The following is a 20693-nucleotide window of genomic DNA, read 5'->3' as shown; positions in this document are numbered from 1 at the left end:
CTGCCTGTCCCTAATTCTTATCTTGTGGGTCTTCGCCCTTATCTACCGGATGGCCCATTTTGCGGATCGCGTCAACGACGAGGGCCAGTTTCATGCTCAGCGATCCCTTGGCCAGAACAACGTCACCACTGTCGAGCCGCCGGGCCACCTGCGTGGCCATCTCCTCCGACGTCTCGGCCCAAATCCCCTGCTTCTCTGCCGGCAGTGCGTCGTGCAAGTGCTTCATCAGCGGCCCGATGCAATGCACCCGGTCGATACGCTCCATCGCATCCAACGCGGCAAGGTCCGCATGCATCGCCGGACCGTCCGGACCGAGCTCTTTCATATCACCCAGAAACGCAATCCGCCGCCCCTTGCTGACGCGCCCGATGTCGTGGGTCACCTCGGCGGCAGCCAGAACAGCCAGCGCCGCCCCCATCGACGTCGGGTTGGCATTGTAGCTGTCGTCGATCAGCTCCAGCGTCATATCCGCCTCGATCGGATCCAGCGAAATAACCTCACGCGCCCCACGCCCCTGATAGGGCGACCAGCGGCCCAGCGATTGCGCGGCCAAGGCCAGATCCGCGCCCAACGCCTCGGCCGAGGCCAGCGCACCCAAACCGTTCATGGCATAATGCTGCCCCACGGCCCCGATCTTGAACAGCAAAGGCGCCTCATGCGCCTCGGCCTGCACAACGGTCGTCTCGCGCTGCAGATCAACCGATTTCAGTTTGAAATCAAAGCCGTGCTCGCCAAAGCCAATGTCGCGGCGCTTCATGTCATGGGCCTTGGCCTGCAGGATGGCCGCGGTCGAACAGTCGTTGTTCAGAACGGCGGTCCCACCATATTCCAGCCCTTCCAAGATCGACGCCTTTTCAACCGCAATCCCCTCGATCCGACCAAACGCCTCCAGATGCGCCGGGGCCACGGTGGTGATCATCGCCACATGCGGGCGCGCCATCTTGGCCAGCGGCGCAATCTCACCGGGGTTGCTCATCCCGATCTCGATCACGGCATATTCGGTGTCTGCGGGCATCCGCGCCAAAGTCAGCGGCACGCCCCAGTGGTTGTTGTAGCTGGCAACACTGGCGTGGGTCCGGCCCTGATCGGACAGCACCGCGCGCAGCATCTCCTTGGTCGAGGTCTTGCCGACCGACCCGGTGATGGCAACAACGCGCGCCTCGGTCCGGGCGCGGGCAGCAATGCCAAGCGCCTCCAACCCCTCCAACACATCCGGCACGATCAGCAGGGGCGCATCCTCTGCAACCCCATCGGGCACATCAGACACCAGCGCCGCCGCAGCCCCCTGCTCCAGCGCCTGTGCGACAAAGTCGTGACCGTCTCGTACATCCTTCAAGGCAACAAACAGGTCGCCCGGCTGCAAGGTCCGCGTGTCGATGGAAACGCCTGTTGCTGTCCACTCGCTGGTCGCGCGGCCACCCGTTGCCGCCGCAGCCTCGGCACTTGTCCACAGCGTCATGTCAACCGTCCTTCCAGTGCGGCCACGGCCACGCTGGCCTGCTCGGCATCATCAAAGGGCAGCACATCGTCACCCACGACCTGCCCCGTCTCGTGCCCCTTGCCCGCAATCAAAAGCGCATCGCCAGGGCCAAGGGCGTCAACACCACGCAGGATCGCCTCGGCCCGGTCGCCCACTTCGGTCACGCTGGCCGAGCCACCGACGCCCAGCGCACCCTCCATCACCGCCGCGCGGATCAAGGCCGGGTCCTCACTGCGCGGATTGTCATCGGTGATAAAGACAATGTCGGCATTCTCCGCTGCCGCCTGACCCATCATGGGCCGCTTACCCACATCCCGGTCACCGCCCGCGCCCACGACGACAATCAGCCGCCCCATCACATGCGGTCGCATCGCCTTGAGCGCCGTGGCAACGGCATCCGGCGTATGGGAATAATCGACAAACACCGCCGCCCCATTCTCGCGCGTCGCGGCCAACTGCATACGGCCCCGCACAGTGCCCATATGCGGCAAGGTCTCGAACACGCGCGCAGGCTCCGCCCCGCAGGCAATCACAAGCCCACAGGCCAGCAGGACATTGTCGGCCTGAAATCCACCAATCAGCGGCAGCCGCGCGGTATAGGCTTTGCCTTCATATTCAAAGCGCACATCCTGCCCCGTCGCATCAAAGCGCTGAGCGGTCAGGTGCAGATCGCCGCCATCGCGCCCCACGCTCAGCACGGTCTGTCCCCGCGCACGCGCAATCGCCGCCATGTCGACGCCGCGCGCGTCATCCAGGTTGATGACGGCAATCCCGTCCTCGGGCAGCACACGGGCAAACAGCGCCGCCTTGGCGTCGAAATAGGCCTCAAAGGTCTTGTGATAATCCAGGTGATCCTGGCTGAAATTCGTGAACCCGGCAGCGGTCAGCGTCACGCCGTCCAACCGACGCTGATCCAAACCGTGCGAGGACGCCTCCATCGCCGCATGGGTAATGCCGTTGGCCTTCGCCTCCGCCAGCGTACGGTGCAGCGTGATCGGCTCGGGCGTGGTGTGGGCCAAGGGTGCTGTCCACGCGCCCTCAACGCCCGTCGTCCCAAGATTGACCGCAGGCACTCCCATCTCGATCCAGATTTGCCGGACAAAGGTGCTGACTGACGTCTTGCCATTGGTCCCGGTGACCGCAACAAGCACCTCGGGCTGCCCGCCAAACCACAGCGCGGCGGTCCTGCTCAACGCCTCACGCGGCGCGTCCGTTATGACGACAGCTACATCGTCCAACCACTCCGCCGCGATCTCCGCACCCAGAACATCCGTCAGGATGGCCGAGGCGCCCATGCGGACGGCATATTGAATGAACTCCGCCCCATGCACCCGGCTGCCGGGCATGGCGGCGAACAGGAACCCGTCCTTCACCTCGCGGCTGTCCACGGCGATGCCTGTGATCTCGGGATTGGCCCCACCCCGGGCCGTCAGGCCCAGCGATGAAAGTGATCGTGCCTGCGCGCCCATGTCTCGGCCCTATGGTACGGGTGCGATGCGCACCTCAGTTGCTGCTGGTCAGCGTTATATCAGCGAGAGAGACAGGTTCAACGCTTGGCCGCAGACCCAGCAGCGGGGCAACCCGCCCGATCATCTCGGCGGCCACCGGCACGGCGGTCCACCCCGCGCTGCGGCGCGGTTTGTCGCCGGATGTCTCAACAGGTTCGTCCAGAGTGACCACCAGCACGTATTTGGGATCATGGGCCGGGAACATCGTGGCAAAGGTCGCGATGACCTTGTCGTCATAATAGCCCCCGCGCGGCTTGGGCTTGTCGGCAGTACCCGTCTTGCCGCCCACGGCATAGCCAGGCACCTCGGCCATGCTGGCCGTCCCGTCCGTCACCACCTTGCGCAGCATCGCGCGTGCGGCACGCGCCGTGCCTTCGCTCATCACGCGCTCACCCAGACGGGGACCATCCTGCTTGAGGATCGTGGGTTTCACCATCCGCCCGCCATTGGCAATGGCCGCATAGCCCGCCGCAAGATGCATGGGCGACGACGACAGCCCGTGCCCGTAGCTCACCGTCACCGCACTCAAATCCGTCCAGCGTCGGGGCAACAGCGGTTTGCCCGTACGCGCCTCCACAATCTCGAACTCGGTGGGCTCAAAGAACCCCATCTTCTTCAAAAACTCCTGCTGCCGCTCCTTGCCGATCTTCAGCACAAGGCGCCCTGTCCCCCGGTTCGAGGACTTCACGACGATGTCGGCGACACTCAGCTTGCCGTAATTCTTGTTGCGGAACTCTCCGATACTGAACCCGCCCACACGCATGGGACCGGCCGTGTTGATGATGGTCGAGGGCGACACAAGCCCCAGATCAACAGCCTGCGCTGCGGTAAAGATCTTGAAGGCCGAGCCCAGCTCGTACACCCCCTGCACCGACCGGTTGAAGAGCGGGCTATCGCTCTGATCACCCGTGGTCGCAGGACGCGGACGGTTGTTCGGGTCGAAATGCGGCAGGCTCACGACCGAGATCACCTCGCCCGTCTGCACATCCATCAGCACCGACGACGCCCCCTTGGCGTTCATCAGCCGCATCCCGCCATACAGCACCCGCTCGGCAGCGGCCTGCACGGTCAGGTCCAGCGACAACTCCAGCGGCTTCTGCCCGTTCGCCGGATCGCGCAGATAGTCATCAAACTGCTTCTCGACGCCCGCAACACCGATCACCTCGGCCGCACTCACGCCCTCCTTGCCAAAGCTCGCCCCACCCAACACGTGGGCGGCAAGGGTGCCATTGGGATAAAGGCGCATGTCACGCGGCCCAAAGAGCAGACCGGGATCGCCGATCTCATGCACCGCCTGCATCTGCTCCGGGCTGATCTTGCGCCGGATCCACAGAAACTTGCGCTTGCCGGTAAAGTCCTCCAGCAGCTTCTTCTCATCCAGATCCGGGAAAATCTCCGCCAGCTTCCTGGCCGACGCCTCGGGGTCGATCATCTGCGGCGGCTGGGCATACAGCGCATGGGTTTCGAAATTCGTCGCCAGCAAACGTCCATCACGATCCACAATATCCGCGCGGGCGGCTGAAATTACAGCACCCTGCGCACTGGCGCGCGGCTCCACCGGCTCGGACGTGGCGAGCATCCCCATGCGCACACCCACGGTCGCAAAGGCACAGAAAAAGAACAGACCCAACACCAGCAAGCGCCCCTCGGCGCGCTGCCGGGCCCGGTCGCGCATCTCTTCATGGCGATTGCGCAGGTTCTCGCGCTCAATGGCCTCGGTGCTTTCACCGGCCGCACGGGCGGGCAGGATACGAGCGAGGGGGCGCAGGGGGGTACGGGTCATGGCTGCTGCTCCAACTCGCCGGATACTTCGACCGCATTGTCGATCACGAGCGTCTTTTGCGCCGGGTACGCCACCTCGTCCACATGGCCGAACTGGTCGGGCCGGAACGGCAACAGGCCCAGGCTGTCAAAATTAATGTCCGCCAGATCGCGCAACCGGTCCGGACGGTTCAGATACGCCCATTCGGCCCTCAACACCGCCAACCGCGAATGCGCCTCGCGAATGTCGCGGTGCAGCCGTTCCGTCTTGGCCAGCGCATCCTGCGTCGCGTAATTCTCGCGATAGGCCCAAAAGGCGAGGCCAATCACAGCCAACGTCGTCAAAATATACAAAACCGTGCGCATCAGATGGCCCCCCTGACCTGCGGCATCCCAATACTCTTTGCGTCAATCTCTCCGGCAGGCGCGTCCGTGCGCACCGCCACCCGCAGCTTGGCCGACCGGCTGCGCGGGTTCATCTCCAACTCGTCCTTGTCCGGGCCAATCGCCTTCCGGGTTCGCAATTCGAACTGAGCCGGAGCCGCCTCCACCTCGGGCGCGTAACGGTTCGGGTTCGACTGCCGCCCACCGCGCGCGGTCATGAAGCGTTTCACCATCCGGTCCTCGACCGAGTGAAAGGTCACAACAGCCAACGGCCCACCGGGCTTCAAGGCCCGCTCGGCCGCCATAAGCCCTTGATACAATTCATCATATTCATTGTTCACCGCGATGCGTAGCGCCTGAAAACTGCGGGTCGCGGGGTGCGACTGACCGGGCTTCGGGCGGGGCAGACACTTCTCGATGACCCCCACCAGCTCCAGTGTCGTCGTGATAGGCCGTGCCGTGATGATGGCACGCGCAATCCGACGGGATGCACGCTCTTCCCCGTACTGAAACAGAATGTCAGCCAATACGCCCTCATCGGCCTCGTTCACGATGTCTGCAGCCGACGGCCCGTCCTGCGACATGCGCATATCCAGCGGCCCGTCCTGCATGAAGGAAAACCCGCGCTCGGCGCGGTCCAACTGCATCGACGACACGCCCAGATCCAGCACCACACCGTCCAGACCCTGCCCATACTCATCCAGCTTCGAAAACACGCCCGGTTGCATCACGATCCGGTCGCCGTAGGCACCAGCCCACTCGCCAGCCAGTTCAAAGGCCAAGGGATCACGGTCCACCGCAATCACGGTCTCTGCCCCGGCATCAAGCAGCGCCCGCGTATAGCCGCCCGCCCCAAACGTACCGTCCAACCATGTGCCGTGAATTGGCGCGCATTCCCGCAGGATCGCGTCGATCAGAACCGGAATATGTGGCCCCCCAGCCATTCCTTACTCCAAGTCCCCGTCAAGGTAGGCTGACGGGTCCAGATCGGGATCGAACCCATCATCATCCAGCGCCGCGATACTCTCGTCATAGGCGTCAGGCTGCCAAATCTCGAACGTGTCACCGGAGGACACGAACCGCGCCATGCCATCCAGGCCGATCTTCTCGCGCAGCTTCGCGGGCAAGACGATACGGCCCGTATCGTCCACAACCGTCTCGATGGACTGCGCGCTATAAAGGCGCTCCATCGCCTTCCGCTTGGCCGAACCACGCGGGAATTTCGAAATCTTCTCGTCCACCTCGTCCATGGCCTCGACCGTGAAGCCCTCAAGGTAGTCGCGGGTGGCCCCGCCATAGACGATGATGATGCGGGGCGGCAGACCCTCGGTCCAGTCGGGGTCGCAGGCTTCGATCACACGACGAAACGAGGCCGGGATAGACACCCGCCCCTTTGCGTCCACCTTGTGGTCGCTTTCGCCTCTGAACCTGCGTGCCACTTGTTTGGCCCGTCCCTTATCTTTCCGTCGCGCCCCCGCGCTTCAAATTCGTTCCCCAGTCACCGCAGCCCTCTTGTCGGGACCCTGAAATGAAACGGCGGGTTGATCTGCTGCCACTGATCAACCCGCCGCCCTCGTCCCGCCTCGCGGGATGTCCAGCTGCGCGCGCCACCTGGGGGGATGTCTGCTCGCTCGCGCGCCGGATCTCTGGTCTGATGAAAGCGAGGTGCCTGTATGAAACCTGCTAGAGTTTTGTTTTTGCTTGGGGTCGTTTTGTGCCCCGTGCTCGTTCTCATCTGATGTCATTAGGTATGACGTGGGAAAACATGGGACGCAATGGTTTTTTGAGGGCACTACATACTACAGCTTGTTTTTGCGATGCTTGAAAAACAACATATTGTAGCGAATTTGACCACTTTGGTGGATTATGATGTTACCCACACATCAATAGACACAATATATTGTGCAACGGCACTCCCTCGCCTCACTTCCCACAATTTCCCAAGAAAAGTGCGAATAATCGCGCACCGCCAAAGATGTTCTTTCTATGTTCCGCGCTCTTTATGACAGAATGCAAGAAATTGATTCGAATCACGCTGGTTTTCACCGCTTTTGCCCATGGTTTCCCATGGCGCATCCCGCTTCGTCCCAGCTGTCCCATGAAATCCCTTGCGCAGACCCAAAAGACGCGGCAACAGCACGATACAGCCAGACAGGAGCCGACATGTCCCTATCCGTCCGTATCTTCAGCCATGCCGTCTCCATGGTGTTCCGCGATTTCTCAGCCACCATACGTGCCACATGGGTTGGCCTCGCGGTACTCGCCATCGGATCGGCGATCCTGTTCGTGGTTGAACCTGGCCTCGCCACTGGCATGACAACTCTGGAAGATCCCTTTACGGACTCGAGCGTCGAGGTCAGGGATATGAACTTCGGGCTCATCTTCCCGGCCGTCCTCATGCTGATCGTCGGCTATATAATGATGATTGCAGCCTGGCACCGCTTCGTATTGCTGCCACACGATCGGCGGCACGAAGGGTTCACGCCAAGTGCAGGCATCGTGCTGGGCTATCTCGGCCGCAGCATCTTGCTGGGAATTGTCATCGTGCTGCTCGCCATCCCACTGTTCATCCCGGTCGGCCTTGTCGCGGCCGGCGCAGGCGACGTTGTCGCCGGCTTCGCCGCCATACCTTTTGTTGCAGTGCTGGGCTGGCTGTTCTTCCGGTGGAGCCTGATCCTCCCCGCCTGCACCATCGGTCACAAGATGACCTTCCGCGAAAGCTGGGACGCCACCAAGCCACTTGCCGCCACCATCTTCGGGCTCATGATCATATTGGCAGTGGTCGATTTCATCCTGAACCTCGCCGCCGATGCCATCCTGACAGACAACATCGTCAGCGCGCTCATCGCCGTCATCGGCTCCCTGCTCTACGCCCTCGTCAGCGCCAGCATCCTCACGACACTCTATGGCATCGCGGTCGAGGGGCGCGACGTCTAGGCCATCCCGCCCTTGATAAGCCCCTCCGCAATCCGGGCATAGGCCTGCGCCATCGGCCCGTCCCCGGCGGCAATGGGCGTCCCCCCATCCCCGGCCAGCCGGGTCTCAAGATCAATCGGCAGCGCACCGAGCAGCGGCACACCCAGCTTGCCGGCCTCCGCGGCAACGCCACCCTGACCAAAGATCTGATGTTCCGACCCACAGTCGGGGCACACAAACATCGACATGTTCTCGATCAGCCCCAGCACAGGCGTCTTCAACGTCGCAAACATGTCCAGCGCCTTGCGGGCGTCAATAAGTGCCACGTCCTGCGGCGTCGACACGACAATGGCCCCCGACAGTTCGGACTTGGTACACAGGGTCAACTGCACATCCCCCGTCCCCGGCGGCAGATCGACCAGCAGCACATCCAGCTCGCCCCACTCCACCTGCCCCAGCATCTGCTGCAACGCGCCCATCAGCATCGGGCCACGCCAAACAACGGCCTTGCCCTCCTCCAGCATGAACCCGATGGACATCAGCGTCACACCATGAGCGTGGAGCGGAATGATGGTCTTGCCATCCGGCGACGCGGGGCGCTTGTTCACGCCCATCATGCGGGGCTGGCTGGGACCGTATATATCTGCATCCAGCAACCCGACCTTCCGGCCCTGCTTGGCCAGCGCCACGGCAAGGTTCGACGACACCGTGGATTTGCCCACACCACCTTTGCCGGACCCGATGGCCACAATCCTTTGCACGCCGACCGGCTTTGCAGGCCCTTCCTGCGGCTTCGGATGGCCTCCGATCTTCAGGCTGGGCGGCGGCGGTTTACTGGCGGGCCCATGGGCGGTCAGGGCGACGCGCACCTCACCCACACCGGCTATACCCCTCACGGCCGCCTCGGCGGCGGCACGCACCGGCTCCATCCGGGCGGCAAGCTCCGGCGTCGGCGCCTCGACCACGAACTGCACGGCGTCGCCCTGCACCTGCACGGCACGAATCAAATCGCGGCTGACAAGGTCTCCGCCGTCCGGCATGCCGATCCGGGCCAGCGCTTCCATGATGTGATCCTTGGATATCGACATGCTCATTCTCTCCGCTTTGTGATGCGAGAGATGGCAGTATTTTCACCAGTGGCAAGGCCCCGCCGACCAACTGGACGCAAACGCCGCATTCGTGTGCACACTGCCGCCGAATTCAACTCAGGGTCTATGCAATTGCTGCATGGCAGCATTGATTTGGTATCCATTGTGCAGGTGCAGCATAGGCCTATATAACCATCAACGAAATGAGCATGAGGCAAAAAACATGGCCTATTACAACGATGTAGCACAGCGCAGCGACCTGGTTGAACGCATCCTGGGCACCGCTGCACGCGTATTCGAAGCCGCCGCAGAGCGCCGCGCCAAGGCGCGCGTCTACCGCACCACGCTGACCGAGCTGAACGCCCTGTCCAACCGCGAACTGGCCGATCTGGGCCTGCACCGGTCGGAACTCAAGCGCGTGGCATGGGAATCGGCACAGGACGTGGCGGCCTAAGGAACACACGAGATCAGATCGCCCTCTCCTCCTCCCTGAGGGCATCTGAAATTGGCGGCGGCGCCCTCCTCCTCCCTGGCGCCGCCGCACTTTGAACAAAGCGATACATCGCACCCCGGTCCTCCTCCTCCCTGACCGACGCGATGTTGCAAGAGCGGCGGCATTCACCTCCTCCCGGATGTCGTCGCGCGAATACCGCACCAAACGGTGCACCAGATGTGTCCGATCCGGTCCTCCTCCTCCCTGACCGGCGGGCATCAAGACGGCGGCGATCCCCTCCTCCTCCCTGGGATCGCCGCTTTTTCTTTTTCAGCACCCAAAAAATCGCGCGGGCATGTCACATCCCGCAGCGCCCAGCCGTCACAAGTTCCGACAACAACAGGAACCCAAAGACATGGTGCGCATTCTCTGGCTCGTCGGAGCCTACTTCCTGATCACCTCGGCCCTCATGTGGGCGGCCCCGCTCAGCTGGTACAGGCTGACACCGGGCGTCGCGGCCATGGGGCCGTTCAACCTGCATTTCATCCGCGACATCGTCCTGATCTTCGCGGTCAGCGGGCTCGCTGTTCTGCATGGCTGCCGCACGGGCCAACGTGCCGTGCTGCTTGTCGGGCTCGCATGGCCCGCGCTCCACGCGCTCTTCCACATCCTGCTGTGGATCGAGCGCGGCGTGCCGCTCGACACCATCGCCCTCGTCAACCTCGCAGGTCTCCAGCTTCCGGTCTGGACAAGCCTCGCCATCGCTTCCTCAATAGAACCCAAGGAGTCTCACCCATGATCCGCGCAATCCTCCACGCCGGCACCCGCCGCTTTGCCCAAGCATTCAACTACAACGCCCAGTACCAGCACGACATCATCGACACCGACGCACGGGCCGGGCTGCGTCTGGCCCTGTTCCAGAAGGTCAGCAACTACGCTGGACCTGCCAGCGCACATCACATCCGCATGGGCGCCATGGTCGGCTCCGCGGTCGAGGGTGATTGCGGCCCCTGCGCCCAGCTCACCGTCGACATGGCACTGGCCTTCGGCGCGCGGGCAGCCGACATACAGGCCTGCCTCAACGGCAACGCGGATGCCGCAGGCGATTTCGGCCTCGGTTACCAGTTCGCCTGGGCCGCCATCCGCGGCGACGACACGCTCGACGCCCTGCGCGCGCGGATCGAGGAAGCGCACGGCCCCCGCGCCGTCATCGCCGCCTCCTTCGCCTCCGCGTTCACCCGGGCCTACCCCGTCCTGAAACGCGGCATGGGCCACGGCAAGCTTTGCCAACGGCTCGAGGTTGGCGGCACCTCTGTCACCCTCATGGACCCGGCCCCTGCATGACGTGGCCACAGACACAGTGGACCGAACAGTTCGAAGCACAGCGGCCGATGCTTACGGCCCTGTGCTACCGGATGCTGGGCGAACGGGGACTGGCCGAGGATGCGGTACAGGACACATGGCTCAAATGGTCCACCGCCGATCACGCCGCCATCCGCACCCCCGCCGCATGGCTACGCACCGCCGCCACGCGCGTGGCCATCGACAGCCTGCGCCGGGCCAAGGCGCGGCGCGAAACCTATGTGGGCCCTTGGCTGCCCGAACCGCTGATCGTCGACACCCACACAGCCGAGGACAGCTTTGCCCAAGCCCAGGACTGCGAACTCGCGCTCCTTTGGATGATGGACACGCTGCCCAGCAGTGAACGTGCAGCCTTTGTCCTGCGCGAAGCCTTCGATGCGTCCTATGCCGACATCGCGGACACGCTGGGAAAATCCGAAGCCGCCTGCCGCCAGCTCGTCAGCCGCGCCCACCGGCGCATCGCGCAATCCGCCCCGGACCTCACCCAACCGGCAGGCAAACGCGCCGCCCAGATCAGCGGCTTTCTCGCCGCCATCGCCACGGGCGACCTTGACGCGGCCAAGGCGTACCTCTCGGACGACGCCATCGCGATCTCCGATGGCGGGGCCAAGGCCCGCGCCGCCCGCCGCCCGCTCGTCGGTCCTGACGACATCCTCCTGGTCTCGCACGCGGTCTCACTGAAACACGCAAGCACCCGGATCCCCGTACCCGTCACAGCGAATGGCTACCCCGCCCTTTTGATGACCGACAACGGCGTGGCACATACGCTCTTCACTGTGGCGTTGAACCGACACGGCCAAATCTGCTGGATGTACACCATGCGCAACCCCGACAAGCTCTGGCCCGCGCTCGCGAACAGGGTCGGCGGGCGGGCGTCTTTGCGTCAGCAAACAGAGCCGCCCGGCGGCCAAACCCTTCAAAACAGTTAAGCCTTCCGCGCAAACCTTAACGGCAGGCCAAAAGTGACCGGTCCGTTAACGCCAAAGCGGGTGGCTGCGCCCTGCAAAACACGCAGTTTCAGCCCCAAAATGTGCAGTTCCGCCAAAACACCCAAAAAACGCCCCGTTTCACCGGGGTCAAAATGCGCAGTTTTCAGATGAAAATGTGCAGTTTCGCCAGACCCGGGCACCGCACGCCCCGTTAACCATTCAGCCCGCTGACCTCAAAACGGAATATCATCCGTCCCCGACACGAACCGCGAGACTACCTTCTTCAGCCCCGCCTTCTCAAAGTCGACCTCCAGCTTGTCGCCCTCGATCCCCACAATCGCGCCATAGCCAAACTTCTGGTGAAACACCCGCTCGCCCACGGTAAAGGCCGACACGGCATTCAGATCAATAACAGTATTCCGGCTCTCCTGCGGCTGGCTCAACGGCCGCTCCCCGGCCCGCGCCTGCAACCGTTTCCAACCGGGCGAGTTGTAAACATTTGCTTCCGCCGCCGCCTGGTGCAGACGGGACTCGCCCCCCATATTTGGTGCCGCGGCCCCAAATCCACCCCCATATAGGCCCGGCGGCGTCAGCACATCCACATGATCCTCCGGCAGCTCATCGACAAAGCGGGACGGCATCGACGACTGCCATTGCCCGAACACCCGCCGGTTCGACGCAAAGGAAATCGTGCACACCTCCTCCGCCCGCGTGATGCCCACATAGGCCAAGCGCCGCTCCTCCTCGAGCCCCTTGACCCCGTTCTCGTCCATGGACCGCTGCGAGGGAAACAGCCCATCTTCCCACCCCGGCAGAAAGACCTGAGGAAACTCCAGGCCCTTCGCCGCGTGCAGCGTCATGATCGAAACCTTCGCCTCATCATCCTCGCTCGCGTTGTCCATAACCAGCGAAACATGCTCCAGAAATCCTTGTAAATTCTCAAATGATTCAAGAGCTTTCACGAGTTCCTTCAAGTTCTCCAGCCGCCCTGGCGCTTCCGGAGTCTTGTCGCTCTGCCAATGCGCCGTGTACCCGGACTCGTCCAGAATGATCTCCGCCAACTCGATATGACTGATGGGCGGCGGACCATACTCGACCCGCAGCGGCCTCTCGCCATCATCCAGAACAGAGTCGTCCTCGGCCACCACGATCCGCGGCCCGCGCAGCTTTGAATGCCACCGCGCAATCCCGTCAACTAGGGCGCGTAACTCATTGCCACCCTTGCCTTTTATCAACCCCCGCTCAACCGCCAGCCGCGCGCCTTCCACCAGCGGCACACCATTGGCGCGCGCGGTGATCTGAATGGTCTGCTGCGCCTTGTCGCCCAGCCCACGCTTGGGCGTGTTCACGATCCGCTCAAACGCCAGATCATCATCCGGACTAACGACAACGCGGAAATAAGCCATCGCATCCCGGATCTCCATCCGCTCATAAAAGCGCGGCCCGCCAATCACGCGGTACGGCAACCCAATTGTCAGAAACCGATCCTCGAACGCGCGCATCTGATGCGACGCCCGCACCAGAATAGCCATATCTTCCAAGGACATGGCCCGCACACCTCGTGTGCCTTTCTGGGACGCCTCGATCTCTTCCCCGATCCAGCGCGCCTCTTCCTCGCCGTCCCAATGGCCGATCAGGCGCACCTTCTCGCCCTCGTTCTTATCCGTCCACAGCGTCTTGCCCAGCCGGTTCTCGTTCCCGTCAATCACGCCGGATGCGGCAGCCAGAATATGTGGAGTTGACCGATAATTCTGCTCCAGCCGCACCACATGCGCGCCGGGAAAATCCTTTTCAAACCGCAGTATGTTGCCCACCTCCGCCCCGCGCCAGCCATAGATCGACTGGTCGTCATCACCCACACAGCAGATGTTCTTGTGCCCCTGAGCCAGCAGTCTAAGCCACAGATATTGCGCGACATTCGTGTCCTGATATTCGTCCACCAGGATGAAGGCGAACCATCGCTGATATTGCGCCAGCACGTCCGGATTGGTCTGAAAGATGGTGACCATGTGCAAAAGCAGGTCGCCAAAGTCGCAGGCGTTCAGCTCCTTCAACCGCGCCTGATACTGCGCATACAGATCCACACCCTTGTGGTTGTAGGCCCCCGCATCCACAGCAGGCACATTGTCCGGCGTCAGCGCCCGGTTCTTCCATCCGTCGATGATGCTCGACAACTGTCGTGCCGGCCATCGCTTGTCGTCGATATTTGCTGCGGAAATGAGTTGCTTGAGCAGCCGGATCTGATCGTCCGTATCCAGAATGGTGAAGTTGGTCTTCAGCCCCACAAGCTCCGCATGACGCCGCAACAGCTTCACACAGATCGCGTGGAACGTGCCCAGCCAGGGCATCCCCTCGATCTGCTGGCCCAGCATCTGGCCCACGCGGTTCTTCATCTCGCGCGCAGCCTTGTTGGTGAAGGTCACGGCGAGGATCTCGTTCGGACGCGCCCGCCCCGTGTTCAGCAGATGCACGATGCGCGCGGTCAGCGCCCGCGTCTTACCCGTGCCCGCACCCGCCAGCATCAGAACCGGGCCGTCCAGCTTCTCGACCGCTTCCCGCTGCGCCGGGTTCAGCCCATCAAGATACGGCTGCGGGCGCGCTTGCATGGCCCGTGCAGACAGTGAGGCCCCTTCAAAGGCATCGAATTCGTCAAAACTGCTCATGGGCCAAGCATAGCGTGGCCCATGGCAAAGCGAAAGCTGTTCTTGATCTGTTCTTAGGCTATCTTGGCGGAGGGATCAGACCGCCTCGGCAAAGATATTGTCAGCCTGTGGGGCACGGGCGGCATAGGCCGCGCGCGCAGCTTCAAGGTTCGGCTTTTTGACCCGCAGCGCACGCGCCGGCATCACCGAGCGGGTCGCCTGCGCGCGCAGCGACGCCAGACCAAGCTTGATCGCCACCTCGTTCGACACGTCTTGGCCGACAATGCAATGCAGGGATGGGAAATGGGGTGATAGCGCATCCTGATCCTCGCCCACATCGGGTGTCCGCAGGATGGATACGAGATGGCTGTTGCGCTCTTCCGCCATGCCAATCGTATCGCCCAGCGCATCCCCGATGGTCGACTTCTCGATCACGAGAAGGTCCACTCCAAGCCGCTGAATACACGTCTCGGCCACCAGCAGACTGCCCGTGCCGGTGACTTGAACGCCCGCGTTCATGAGGGCGATCTGGCAGTGGTCGAGGCGATCCGCTTGCCGGTCGATGATCAGTGCTTGCATGGTCAAGTTCCTTCCCAGTGGTGTGTAATGAGCGACGAATCCACTTTTGCGAAAATGTCCTTAAAAAATGATTTAACTCAGGGGCTGATTTGCGTGGTTCTCTGGACATGTCCGCATGGTGCTCGTCATAAACGCGCGCATGGACCTCAATAGCCGCTATCCCGCTCTCAGCGACCTGCGCGCCCGTGCGCGCACCCGCATCCCGAAATTCGTCTGGGAGTATCTGGACAGCGGTACAGGTGATGAAGCGACCCGCCGCCGCAATCGCTCGGCACTGGACCGGGTGGGCCTGATGCCCTCGATCCTGCATGGCGAGTTTGAGCCAGACCTGTCCACGACGCTTCTGGGGCGCGACCGCCCCCTGCCCTTTGGCATTGCCCCGGTCGGCATGTCGGGCCTGATGTGGCCGGATGCGGAACGGCATCTTGCCAAGGGCGCGGCGCGGTTGAACATGCCCTACACACTCTCCACCGTGGCCGCTGCCTCCCCCGAAGACGTATCACCCGTTCTGGGCGACGACGCCTGGTTCCAGATGTACCCGCCTCGCGATGAAGGCATCCGCCGCGACATGCTGCACCGCGCCAAGACATCCGGGTTCAAGACGCTGGTCTTGACGGTCGATGTCCCCGTCGCCTCGCGGCGCGAACGGCAGACGCGATCCGGCCTCACGAACCCGCCCCGGCTGACGCCGCGGCTTGTGGCCCAGGTGGCGATGCGACCGGCCTGGGCCATGGCGATGGCGCACAAAGGCATGCCGCATATGCGGATGCTTGATGCCTACACGACGACAGCCACGGAAAACCTGCCGGTGACGGCCCATGTGGGCTATTTGCTGCGCACCTCACCTGACTGGGACTATGTGTCTTGGCTGCGCGATGCGTGGGACGGGCCCTTCGTAGTCAAGGGCGTTATGCGCGGCACCGATGCCGAGCGATTGGAGAAGCTGGGCGCGGACGCCATCTGGGTCTCCAACCACGCCGGGCGGCAGTTCGACGCCGCGCCGGGCACGATTGAAGTGTTGCCCGCGATCCGCCGCGCGACGAAACTGCCGCTCATCTTCGACAGCGGGGTCGAGGGTGGCCTCGATATCCTGCGGGCCATGGCATCCGGCGCTGATTTCGTGATGCTGGGCCGGGCCTGGCACTATGCCCTTGCCGCCCTTGGGCCCGAGGGGATTGACCATCTGGTCCATATCCTGCGCGAGGATCTGAAGGCCAACATGGGCCAGCTTGGCGCCCGCACGTTGCGCGACCTGCCCAAGCCCTTTGCCCGCGACTGAGCGGCAAGCTGCCGCCACGCACATGATGCGACAACTTGGCACCGAATAGCTCCCGAACATCACGGGTTGTTTCTGCACTCGCAAACAACACTGATGGAGCATTCTGACAATGACCAAGACTATGCGAACCGTTTTCACCTCAACCATTCTGGCGCTCGGCTGCACAGCGGCGCTTGCCGGTGGGCACAGCACAACCGCGACGGCTGAACTGAAGAACCTAGAGGGCGCGGTCATCGGCATGGCCAACCTGCAGCAAAGCCCTCATGGTGTGCTGGTCCATATCAAGGTCAGCGACCTGCCGCCGGGCAAGAAGGGCGTGCACTTTCACGCCAAGGCGCATTGTGCTGCCGATACCGGCTTCAAATCCTCGCACGGTCACCATGGTGAGGGTGAAGGCGAGCATGGTCTGCTGAACCCGGCTGGTCCGGGCAAGGGCGATCTGGGCAATATCTTCGTGGGCACCGATGGTGTGGGTGAGATGCAATTCTTCAAGGATGGCGCGTCGATCGACGGGGGCGACCTGCCACTGCTGGATGAGGACGGCACTGCCATCGTCATTCACGCCAATGCGGACGATCAGATCACCCAGCCCATCGGCGGCGCCGGTCCACGCATTGTTTGCGGTGTGCTGGAAGCGGGCTAACGCAAGACCTGCACTTTTCTGCCAAGGTGCCCGCCCCGCGTGGGCACCTTTCTTGCGTCACATTGCCTACCCACAACCACGTATTGTTTGCGTCACGTAAACGTCATAGAGAATGCCGCGACTGCAAAATACGGCCCCGGGGGGAACCACCATGCCCGATTTCCAGAAGATTCTCATCGCCAACCGCGGTGAGATCGCCATCCGCATCATGCGTGCGGCCAACGAAATGGGGAAGAAGACGGTCGCCGTCTTTGCCGAGGAAGACAAGCTGGGCCTGCACCGGTTCAAGGCAGACGAAGCCTACCGCATCGGCGAGGGTCTGGGGCCTGTTGCGGCCTATCTGAGCATCGACGAGATGATCCGCGTCGCCCGCGAAAGCGGAGCCGACGCAATCCACCCGGGCTATGGCCTGCTGTCCGAAAACCCGGAATTTGTGGACGCCTGCGAAAAGAACGGCATCACCTTCATCGGTCCGAAATCCGAAACCATGCGCGCCCTTGGTGACAAGGCGTCGGCGCGTAAAGTCGCTATCGCTGCTGGCGTGCCTGTCATCCCCGCCACCGAAGTGCTGGGCAACGACATGGACGCCATCCGCAAGGAAGCCAAGGAGATCGGGTATCCCCTGATGCTCAAAGCCTCCTGGGGCGGCGGCGGTCGCGGCATGCGCCCGATCTTTGGCGAGGATGAGGTCGAAGAGAAGGTGCTGGAGGGCCGCCGTGAGGCTGAAGCGGCCTTCGGCAACGGCGAAGGGTATCTGGAAAAGATGATCACCCGCGCCCGGCACGTCGAGGTGCAGATCCTCGGCGACAAGCATGGCGGGATGTACCACCTGTTCGAGCGCGACTGCTCGGTCCAGCGTCGCAACCAGAAGGTCGTGGAGCGCGCCCCTGCGCCGTATCTGAGCGATGAGCAACGCGAAGAGATCTGCGACCTGGGCTACAAGATCTGCAAGCACGTGAACTACGAATGCGCAGGCACGGTCGAGTTCCTGATGGATATGGAGACCGGCAAGTTCTACTTCATTGAGGTGAACCCCCGCGTGCAGGTCGAACACACCGTGACAGAAGAAGTGACCGGCATCGACATCGTCCGTGCCCAGATCCTGATTGCCGAGGGCAAGCCGATTGACGAAGCCACCGGCATGGCCTCGCAGAAAGACATCAAACTGATGGGCCACGCGCTGCAAACCCGCGTGACCACCGAGGACCCGCAAAACAACTTTATCCCGGATTACGGCCGGATCACTGCCTATCGTTCGGCCACTGGCTTGGGCATTCGTCTCGACGGCGGCACAGCTTATGCGGGCGGGGTCATCACCCGCTACTACGACTCTCTGCTCACCAAGGTGACGTCCAAAGGCCCGACGCCCGAGATCGCCATCGCCCGAATGGACCGCGCCCTGCGCGAATTCCGGATCCGTGGCGTATCGACCAACATCGCCTTTGTTGAAAACCTGCTCAAGCACCCGACCTTCCTGTCGAATGAATACACCACCAAATTCATCGACGAGACGCCGGAGCTGTTCCAATTCCCCAAACGCCGCGACCGCGGCACCAAGGTGCTGACCTATATCGCGGACATCACCGTGAACGGGCACCCGGAGGTCAAGGATCGCCCCCGCCCCCGCGCCGACATCAAGGACCCCAAGCCGCCATCGCTGCAGGCCGACCCGTCCCACCAGATGGGCACCCGTAATCTGCTGGAGCAAAAGGGCCCGCAAGCTGTCGCAGACTGGATGAAATCCCAGCAACAACTGCTGATTACCGACACCACCATGCGCGACGGGCACCAGTCCCTGCTCGCCACCAGGATGCGCAGCTACGACATGATCAAGGTGGCCCCTGCCTATGCCGCCAACCTGCCGCAGCTCTTCTCCATGGAATGCTGGGGGGGTGCGACCTTCGACGTGGCCTACCGCTTCTTGCAGGAGTGCCCCTGGCAACGCCTGCGCGACCTGCGCGAGCGGATGCCCAATCTGATGACGCAGATGCTGCTGCGTGGCGCTAACGGTGTCGGCTACACCAACTACCCCGACAACGTGGTGCAGGAATTCGTGCGCGTCGCCGCCACCACAGGCATCGACGTCTTCCGTGTCTTCGACAGCCTCAACTGGGTCGAAAACATGCGCGTCGCCATGGATGCGGTGCAAGAGCAGAACAAGATCTGCGAAGGCACGATCTGTTACACCGGCGACATCATGGACCCGGACAGGGCCAAGTATGACCTGAAATACTACGTCGACATGGGCAACCAGCTGAAAGACGCGGGCGCCCACGTGCTGGGGCTCAAGGATATGGCGGGCCTTCTGAAGCCCGCCGCGGCCACTCAACTGATCCGCGCGCTCAAACAAGAGGTGGGCCTGCCGATCCACTTCCACACCCACGATACCGCAGGTGTGGCCGTTGCCACGATCCTCGCCGCCGCTGAAGCAGGTGTGGACGCGGTTGACTGCGCCATGGACGCACTGTCGGGCAACACGTCGCAAGCGACCCTTGGCACCGTGGTCGAAGCGCTGCAACACACAGATCGCGACACCGGCATCGACATCGACGCCGTGCGCGACATCTCGGACTACTGGGATGCGGTCCGCGCGCATTACACCGCTTTTGAAAGCGGGATGCAGGCGCCCTCTTCCGAGGTGTACCTGCACGAAATGCCCGGCGGCCAGTTCACCAACCTCAAGGCGCAGGCACGCTCGCTGGGTCTGGAAGAGCGTTGGCCCGAGGTCGCGCGCACTTATGCGGATGTGAACCAGATGTTTGGCGACATCGTGAAGGTCACGCCGTCCTCGAAAGTCGTGGGCGACATGGCCCTGATGATGGTGTCCCAAGGGCTGACGCGCGACGAGGTCGAAGACCCCAGCAAAGAGGTCGCCTTCCCCGACAGTGTCGTCGACATGATGCGCGGCAATTTGGGCCAGCCTCCCGGCGGCTTCCCCACGGCGATCCAGCAAAAGATCCTTAAGGGCGAAGAACCCAACACCAAGCGGCCCGGCGCCGACGTGCCGCCCGTGGATCTGGAGGAAACCCGGACCGACCTGTCGAACCAGCTCGAAGGCAAGGCTGTCGATGACGAGGATCTGTCGGGCTACCTGATGTATCCAAAGGTCTTCCTCGACTACATGGGCCGTCACCGCACCTATGGGCCGGTGCGGGCCCTGCCCACGCACACGTTCTTCTATGGCATGAAACCGGGCGAAGAAATCGCTGCCGAGATCGACCCGGGCAAGACCCTCGAAATCCGCCTCCAAGCGGTGGGCGAGACCAACGAAGACGGCGAAGTGCGCGTCTTCTTTGAACTCAACGGTCAGCCCCGGACCATCCGCGTACCCAACCGTCTGGTGAAATCGCAAACCGTGTCCCGGCCCAAGGCCGAGGATGGGAATGCAGGCCATGTCGGTGCACCTATGCCCGGCGTCGTCGCCAGCGTTGGCGTCACTGCAGGTCAGGAAGTCTGCGAAGGCGACCTCTTGCTCACCATCGAAGCAATGAAGATGGAAACCGGCATCCACGCCGAACGCGATGCAGTGGTGAAGGCGGTGCACGTTGCGGCGGGTGGCCAGATTGACGCCAAGGACCTGCTGGTCGAGCTGGAGTGATACCGCCGCTGGGCGCTTGGGGGCTGACGGGCACGCCCGCGCCCTTGTCAAACCGTTCCTTGCAAAACACATGCGGATCACAAAGGCTGCA

17 protein-coding genes are annotated in these 20693 nt (G+C 62.7%); 8 read left to right on the top strand and 9 right to left on the bottom strand.

What is annotated here, in order from left to right:
- Nucleotides 1-10 precede the first annotated feature (10 nt).
- From murF to mraZ, 6 genes are read right to left on the bottom strand one after another with little or no spacing between them, the layout of a single operon-like run.
- A complete protein-coding gene (gene murF, locus KUV51_RS03890; RefSeq protein ID WP_222520282.1) occupies nucleotides 11-1459 on the bottom strand; it encodes a UDP-N-acetylmuramoyl-tripeptide--D-alanyl-D-alanine ligase in 1449 nt (482 codons plus the stop codon).
- A complete protein-coding gene (locus tag KUV51_RS03885; protein ID WP_222520281.1) occupies nucleotides 1456-2949 on the bottom strand; it encodes a UDP-N-acetylmuramoyl-L-alanyl-D-glutamate--2,6-diaminopimelate ligase in 1494 nt (497 codons plus the stop codon). Before KUV51_RS03885 ends, murF begins: the two co-directional genes overlap by 4 nt.
- A gap of 34 nt (nucleotides 2950-2983) precedes the next feature.
- Nucleotides 2984-4771 carry a peptidoglycan D,D-transpeptidase FtsI family protein gene (locus tag KUV51_RS03880; protein WP_222520280.1) on the bottom strand — a complete coding sequence of 596 codons (1788 nt, stop codon included), beginning with the start codon at nucleotides 4769-4771 and terminating at the stop codon, nucleotides 2984-2986.
- The gene (locus tag KUV51_RS03875) at nucleotides 4768-5115 is read right to left on the bottom strand and encodes a cell division protein FtsL (RefSeq protein ID WP_222520279.1); all 348 of its coding nucleotides are present in this window, start codon (nucleotides 5113-5115) and stop codon (nucleotides 4768-4770) included. Before KUV51_RS03875 ends, KUV51_RS03880 begins: the two co-directional genes overlap by 4 nt.
- Nucleotides 5115-6077 (bottom strand): 16S rRNA (cytosine(1402)-N(4))-methyltransferase RsmH, encoded by a 963-nt coding sequence (gene rsmH / locus KUV51_RS03870; protein WP_222520278.1) that lies wholly within the window; start codon nucleotides 6075-6077, stop codon nucleotides 5115-5117. The genes KUV51_RS03875 and rsmH overlap by 1 nt, the downstream gene beginning before the upstream one ends.
- 3 nt (nucleotides 6078-6080) lie before the next feature.
- Nucleotides 6081-6572, bottom strand: coding sequence for a division/cell wall cluster transcriptional repressor MraZ (gene mraZ, locus KUV51_RS03865; RefSeq protein WP_222520277.1), 492 nt, complete (start codon nucleotides 6570-6572; stop codon nucleotides 6081-6083).
- A 724-nt stretch (nucleotides 6573-7296) separates the two neighbouring features.
- On the opposite strand from mraZ, the gene KUV51_RS03860 reads away from it, so the two are divergent.
- Nucleotides 7297-8070, top strand: coding sequence for a hypothetical protein (locus tag KUV51_RS03860; protein WP_222520276.1), 774 nt, complete (start codon nucleotides 7297-7299; stop codon nucleotides 8068-8070).
- Here KUV51_RS03860 and KUV51_RS03855 read toward each other — a convergent pair.
- Nucleotides 8067-9137: an Mrp/NBP35 family ATP-binding protein gene (locus tag KUV51_RS03855; RefSeq protein ID WP_222521232.1), complete on the bottom strand. Its 1071-nt coding sequence runs from the start codon at nucleotides 9135-9137 to the stop codon at nucleotides 8067-8069. The two genes, KUV51_RS03860 and KUV51_RS03855, sit on opposite strands and share 4 nt — an antisense overlap.
- Nucleotides 9138-9360: 223 nt before the next feature.
- On the opposite strand from KUV51_RS03855, the gene KUV51_RS03850 reads away from it, so the two are divergent.
- The 4 genes from KUV51_RS03850 (at nucleotide 9361) to sigJ (ending at nucleotide 11861) form a co-directional block, all read left to right on the top strand.
- A complete protein-coding gene (locus tag KUV51_RS03850) occupies nucleotides 9361-9591 on the top strand; it encodes a DUF1127 domain-containing protein (protein WP_222520275.1) in 231 nt (76 codons plus the stop codon).
- Nucleotides 9592-9925: 334 nt separating this feature from the next.
- The gene (locus KUV51_RS03845) at nucleotides 9926-10369 is read left to right on the top strand and encodes a hypothetical protein (protein ID WP_222520274.1); all 444 of its coding nucleotides are present in this window, start codon (nucleotides 9926-9928) and stop codon (nucleotides 10367-10369) included.
- Nucleotides 10366-10914 carry a hypothetical protein gene (locus KUV51_RS03840; protein WP_261385632.1) on the top strand — a complete coding sequence of 183 codons (549 nt, stop codon included), beginning with the start codon at nucleotides 10366-10368 and terminating at the stop codon, nucleotides 10912-10914. Before KUV51_RS03845 ends, KUV51_RS03840 begins: the two co-directional genes overlap by 4 nt.
- Nucleotides 10911-11861, top strand: a complete 951-nt coding sequence (sigJ, locus tag KUV51_RS03835) for an RNA polymerase sigma factor SigJ (protein ID WP_222520273.1) — start codon at nucleotides 10911-10913, stop codon at nucleotides 11859-11861. Before KUV51_RS03840 ends, sigJ begins: the two co-directional genes overlap by 4 nt.
- A gap of 233 nt (nucleotides 11862-12094) precedes the next feature.
- On the opposite strand, the gene KUV51_RS03830 is transcribed toward sigJ, so the two are convergent.
- Both KUV51_RS03830 and KUV51_RS03825 read right to left on the bottom strand, forming a co-directional pair.
- Entirely contained in the window at nucleotides 12095-14524 is a 2430-nt protein-coding gene (locus KUV51_RS03830) for an ATP-dependent helicase (protein WP_222520272.1), read from the bottom strand.
- 75 nt (nucleotides 14525-14599) lie between these two features.
- The gene (locus KUV51_RS03825) at nucleotides 14600-15082 is read right to left on the bottom strand and encodes a hypothetical protein (RefSeq protein WP_222520271.1); all 483 of its coding nucleotides are present in this window, start codon (nucleotides 15080-15082) and stop codon (nucleotides 14600-14602) included.
- Nucleotides 15083-15221: 139 nt separating this feature from the next.
- Here KUV51_RS03825 and KUV51_RS03820 point away from each other — a divergent pair, with 139 nt between their 5' ends.
- The 3 genes from KUV51_RS03820 (at nucleotide 15222) to KUV51_RS03810 (ending at nucleotide 20602) form a co-directional block, all read left to right on the top strand.
- Nucleotides 15222-16361, top strand: a complete 1140-nt coding sequence (locus KUV51_RS03820) for an alpha-hydroxy acid oxidase (protein ID WP_222521230.1) — start codon at nucleotides 15222-15224, stop codon at nucleotides 16359-16361.
- A gap of 109 nt (nucleotides 16362-16470) precedes the next feature.
- Nucleotides 16471-17004, top strand: coding sequence for a superoxide dismutase family protein (locus KUV51_RS03815; RefSeq protein WP_222520270.1), 534 nt, complete (start codon nucleotides 16471-16473; stop codon nucleotides 17002-17004).
- 151 nt (nucleotides 17005-17155) lie between these two features.
- Complete coding sequence (locus KUV51_RS03810) at nucleotides 17156-20602, top strand: pyruvate carboxylase (protein WP_222520269.1); 3447 nt, start codon at nucleotides 17156-17158, stop codon at nucleotides 20600-20602.
- Nucleotides 20603-20693: the final 91 nt, after the last annotated feature.

Source organism: Tateyamaria omphalii, from assembly GCF_019802125.1.
Taxonomy (GTDB): Bacteria; Pseudomonadota; Alphaproteobacteria; order Rhodobacterales; family Rhodobacteraceae; genus Tateyamaria; species Tateyamaria omphalii_B.
This window is presented reverse-complemented; position numbering and strand designations above follow the sequence as displayed.

What these genes read in the sequence shown, in the direction of transcription:
- murF (WP_222520282.1), bottom strand. Translation starts at nt 1,459, where the DNA reads ATGACGCTGTGGACAAGTGCCGAGGCTGCGGCGGCAACGGGTGGCCGC.
- KUV51_RS03885 (WP_222520281.1), bottom strand. Translation starts at nt 2,949, where the DNA reads ATGGGCGCGCAGGCACGATCACTTTCATCGCTGGGCCTGACGGCCCGG.
- KUV51_RS03880 (WP_222520280.1), bottom strand. Translation starts at nt 4,771, where the DNA reads ATGACCCGTACCCCCCTGCGCCCCCTCGCTCGTATCCTGCCCGCCCGT.
- KUV51_RS03875 (WP_222520279.1), bottom strand. Translation starts at nt 5,115, where the DNA reads ATGCGCACGGTTTTGTATATTTTGACGACGTTGGCTGTGATTGGCCTC.
- rsmH (WP_222520278.1), bottom strand. Translation starts at nt 6,077, where the DNA reads ATGGCTGGGGGGCCACATATTCCGGTTCTGATCGACGCGATCCTGCGG.
- KUV51_RS03860 (WP_222520276.1), top strand. Translation starts at nt 7,297, where the DNA reads ATGTCCCTATCCGTCCGTATCTTCAGCCATGCCGTCTCCATGGTGTTC.
- KUV51_RS03855 (WP_222521232.1), bottom strand. Translation starts at nt 9,137, where the DNA reads ATGTCGATATCCAAGGATCACATCATGGAAGCGCTGGCCCGGATCGGC.
- KUV51_RS03850 (WP_222520275.1), top strand. Translation starts at nt 9,361, where the DNA reads ATGGCCTATTACAACGATGTAGCACAGCGCAGCGACCTGGTTGAACGC.
- KUV51_RS03845 (WP_222520274.1), top strand. Translation starts at nt 9,926, where the DNA reads ATGTCACATCCCGCAGCGCCCAGCCGTCACAAGTTCCGACAACAACAG.
- KUV51_RS03840 (WP_261385632.1), top strand. Translation starts at nt 10,366, where the DNA reads ATGATCCGCGCAATCCTCCACGCCGGCACCCGCCGCTTTGCCCAAGCA.
- sigJ (WP_222520273.1), top strand. Translation starts at nt 10,911, where the DNA reads ATGACGTGGCCACAGACACAGTGGACCGAACAGTTCGAAGCACAGCGG.
- KUV51_RS03830 (WP_222520272.1), bottom strand. Translation starts at nt 14,524, where the DNA reads ATGAGCAGTTTTGACGAATTCGATGCCTTTGAAGGGGCCTCACTGTCT.
- KUV51_RS03825 (WP_222520271.1), bottom strand. Translation starts at nt 15,082, where the DNA reads ATGCAAGCACTGATCATCGACCGGCAAGCGGATCGCCTCGACCACTGC.
- KUV51_RS03820 (WP_222521230.1), top strand. Translation starts at nt 15,222, where the DNA reads ATGGACCTCAATAGCCGCTATCCCGCTCTCAGCGACCTGCGCGCCCGT.
- KUV51_RS03815 (WP_222520270.1), top strand. Translation starts at nt 16,471, where the DNA reads ATGACCAAGACTATGCGAACCGTTTTCACCTCAACCATTCTGGCGCTC.
- KUV51_RS03810 (WP_222520269.1), top strand. Translation starts at nt 17,156, where the DNA reads ATGCCCGATTTCCAGAAGATTCTCATCGCCAACCGCGGTGAGATCGCC.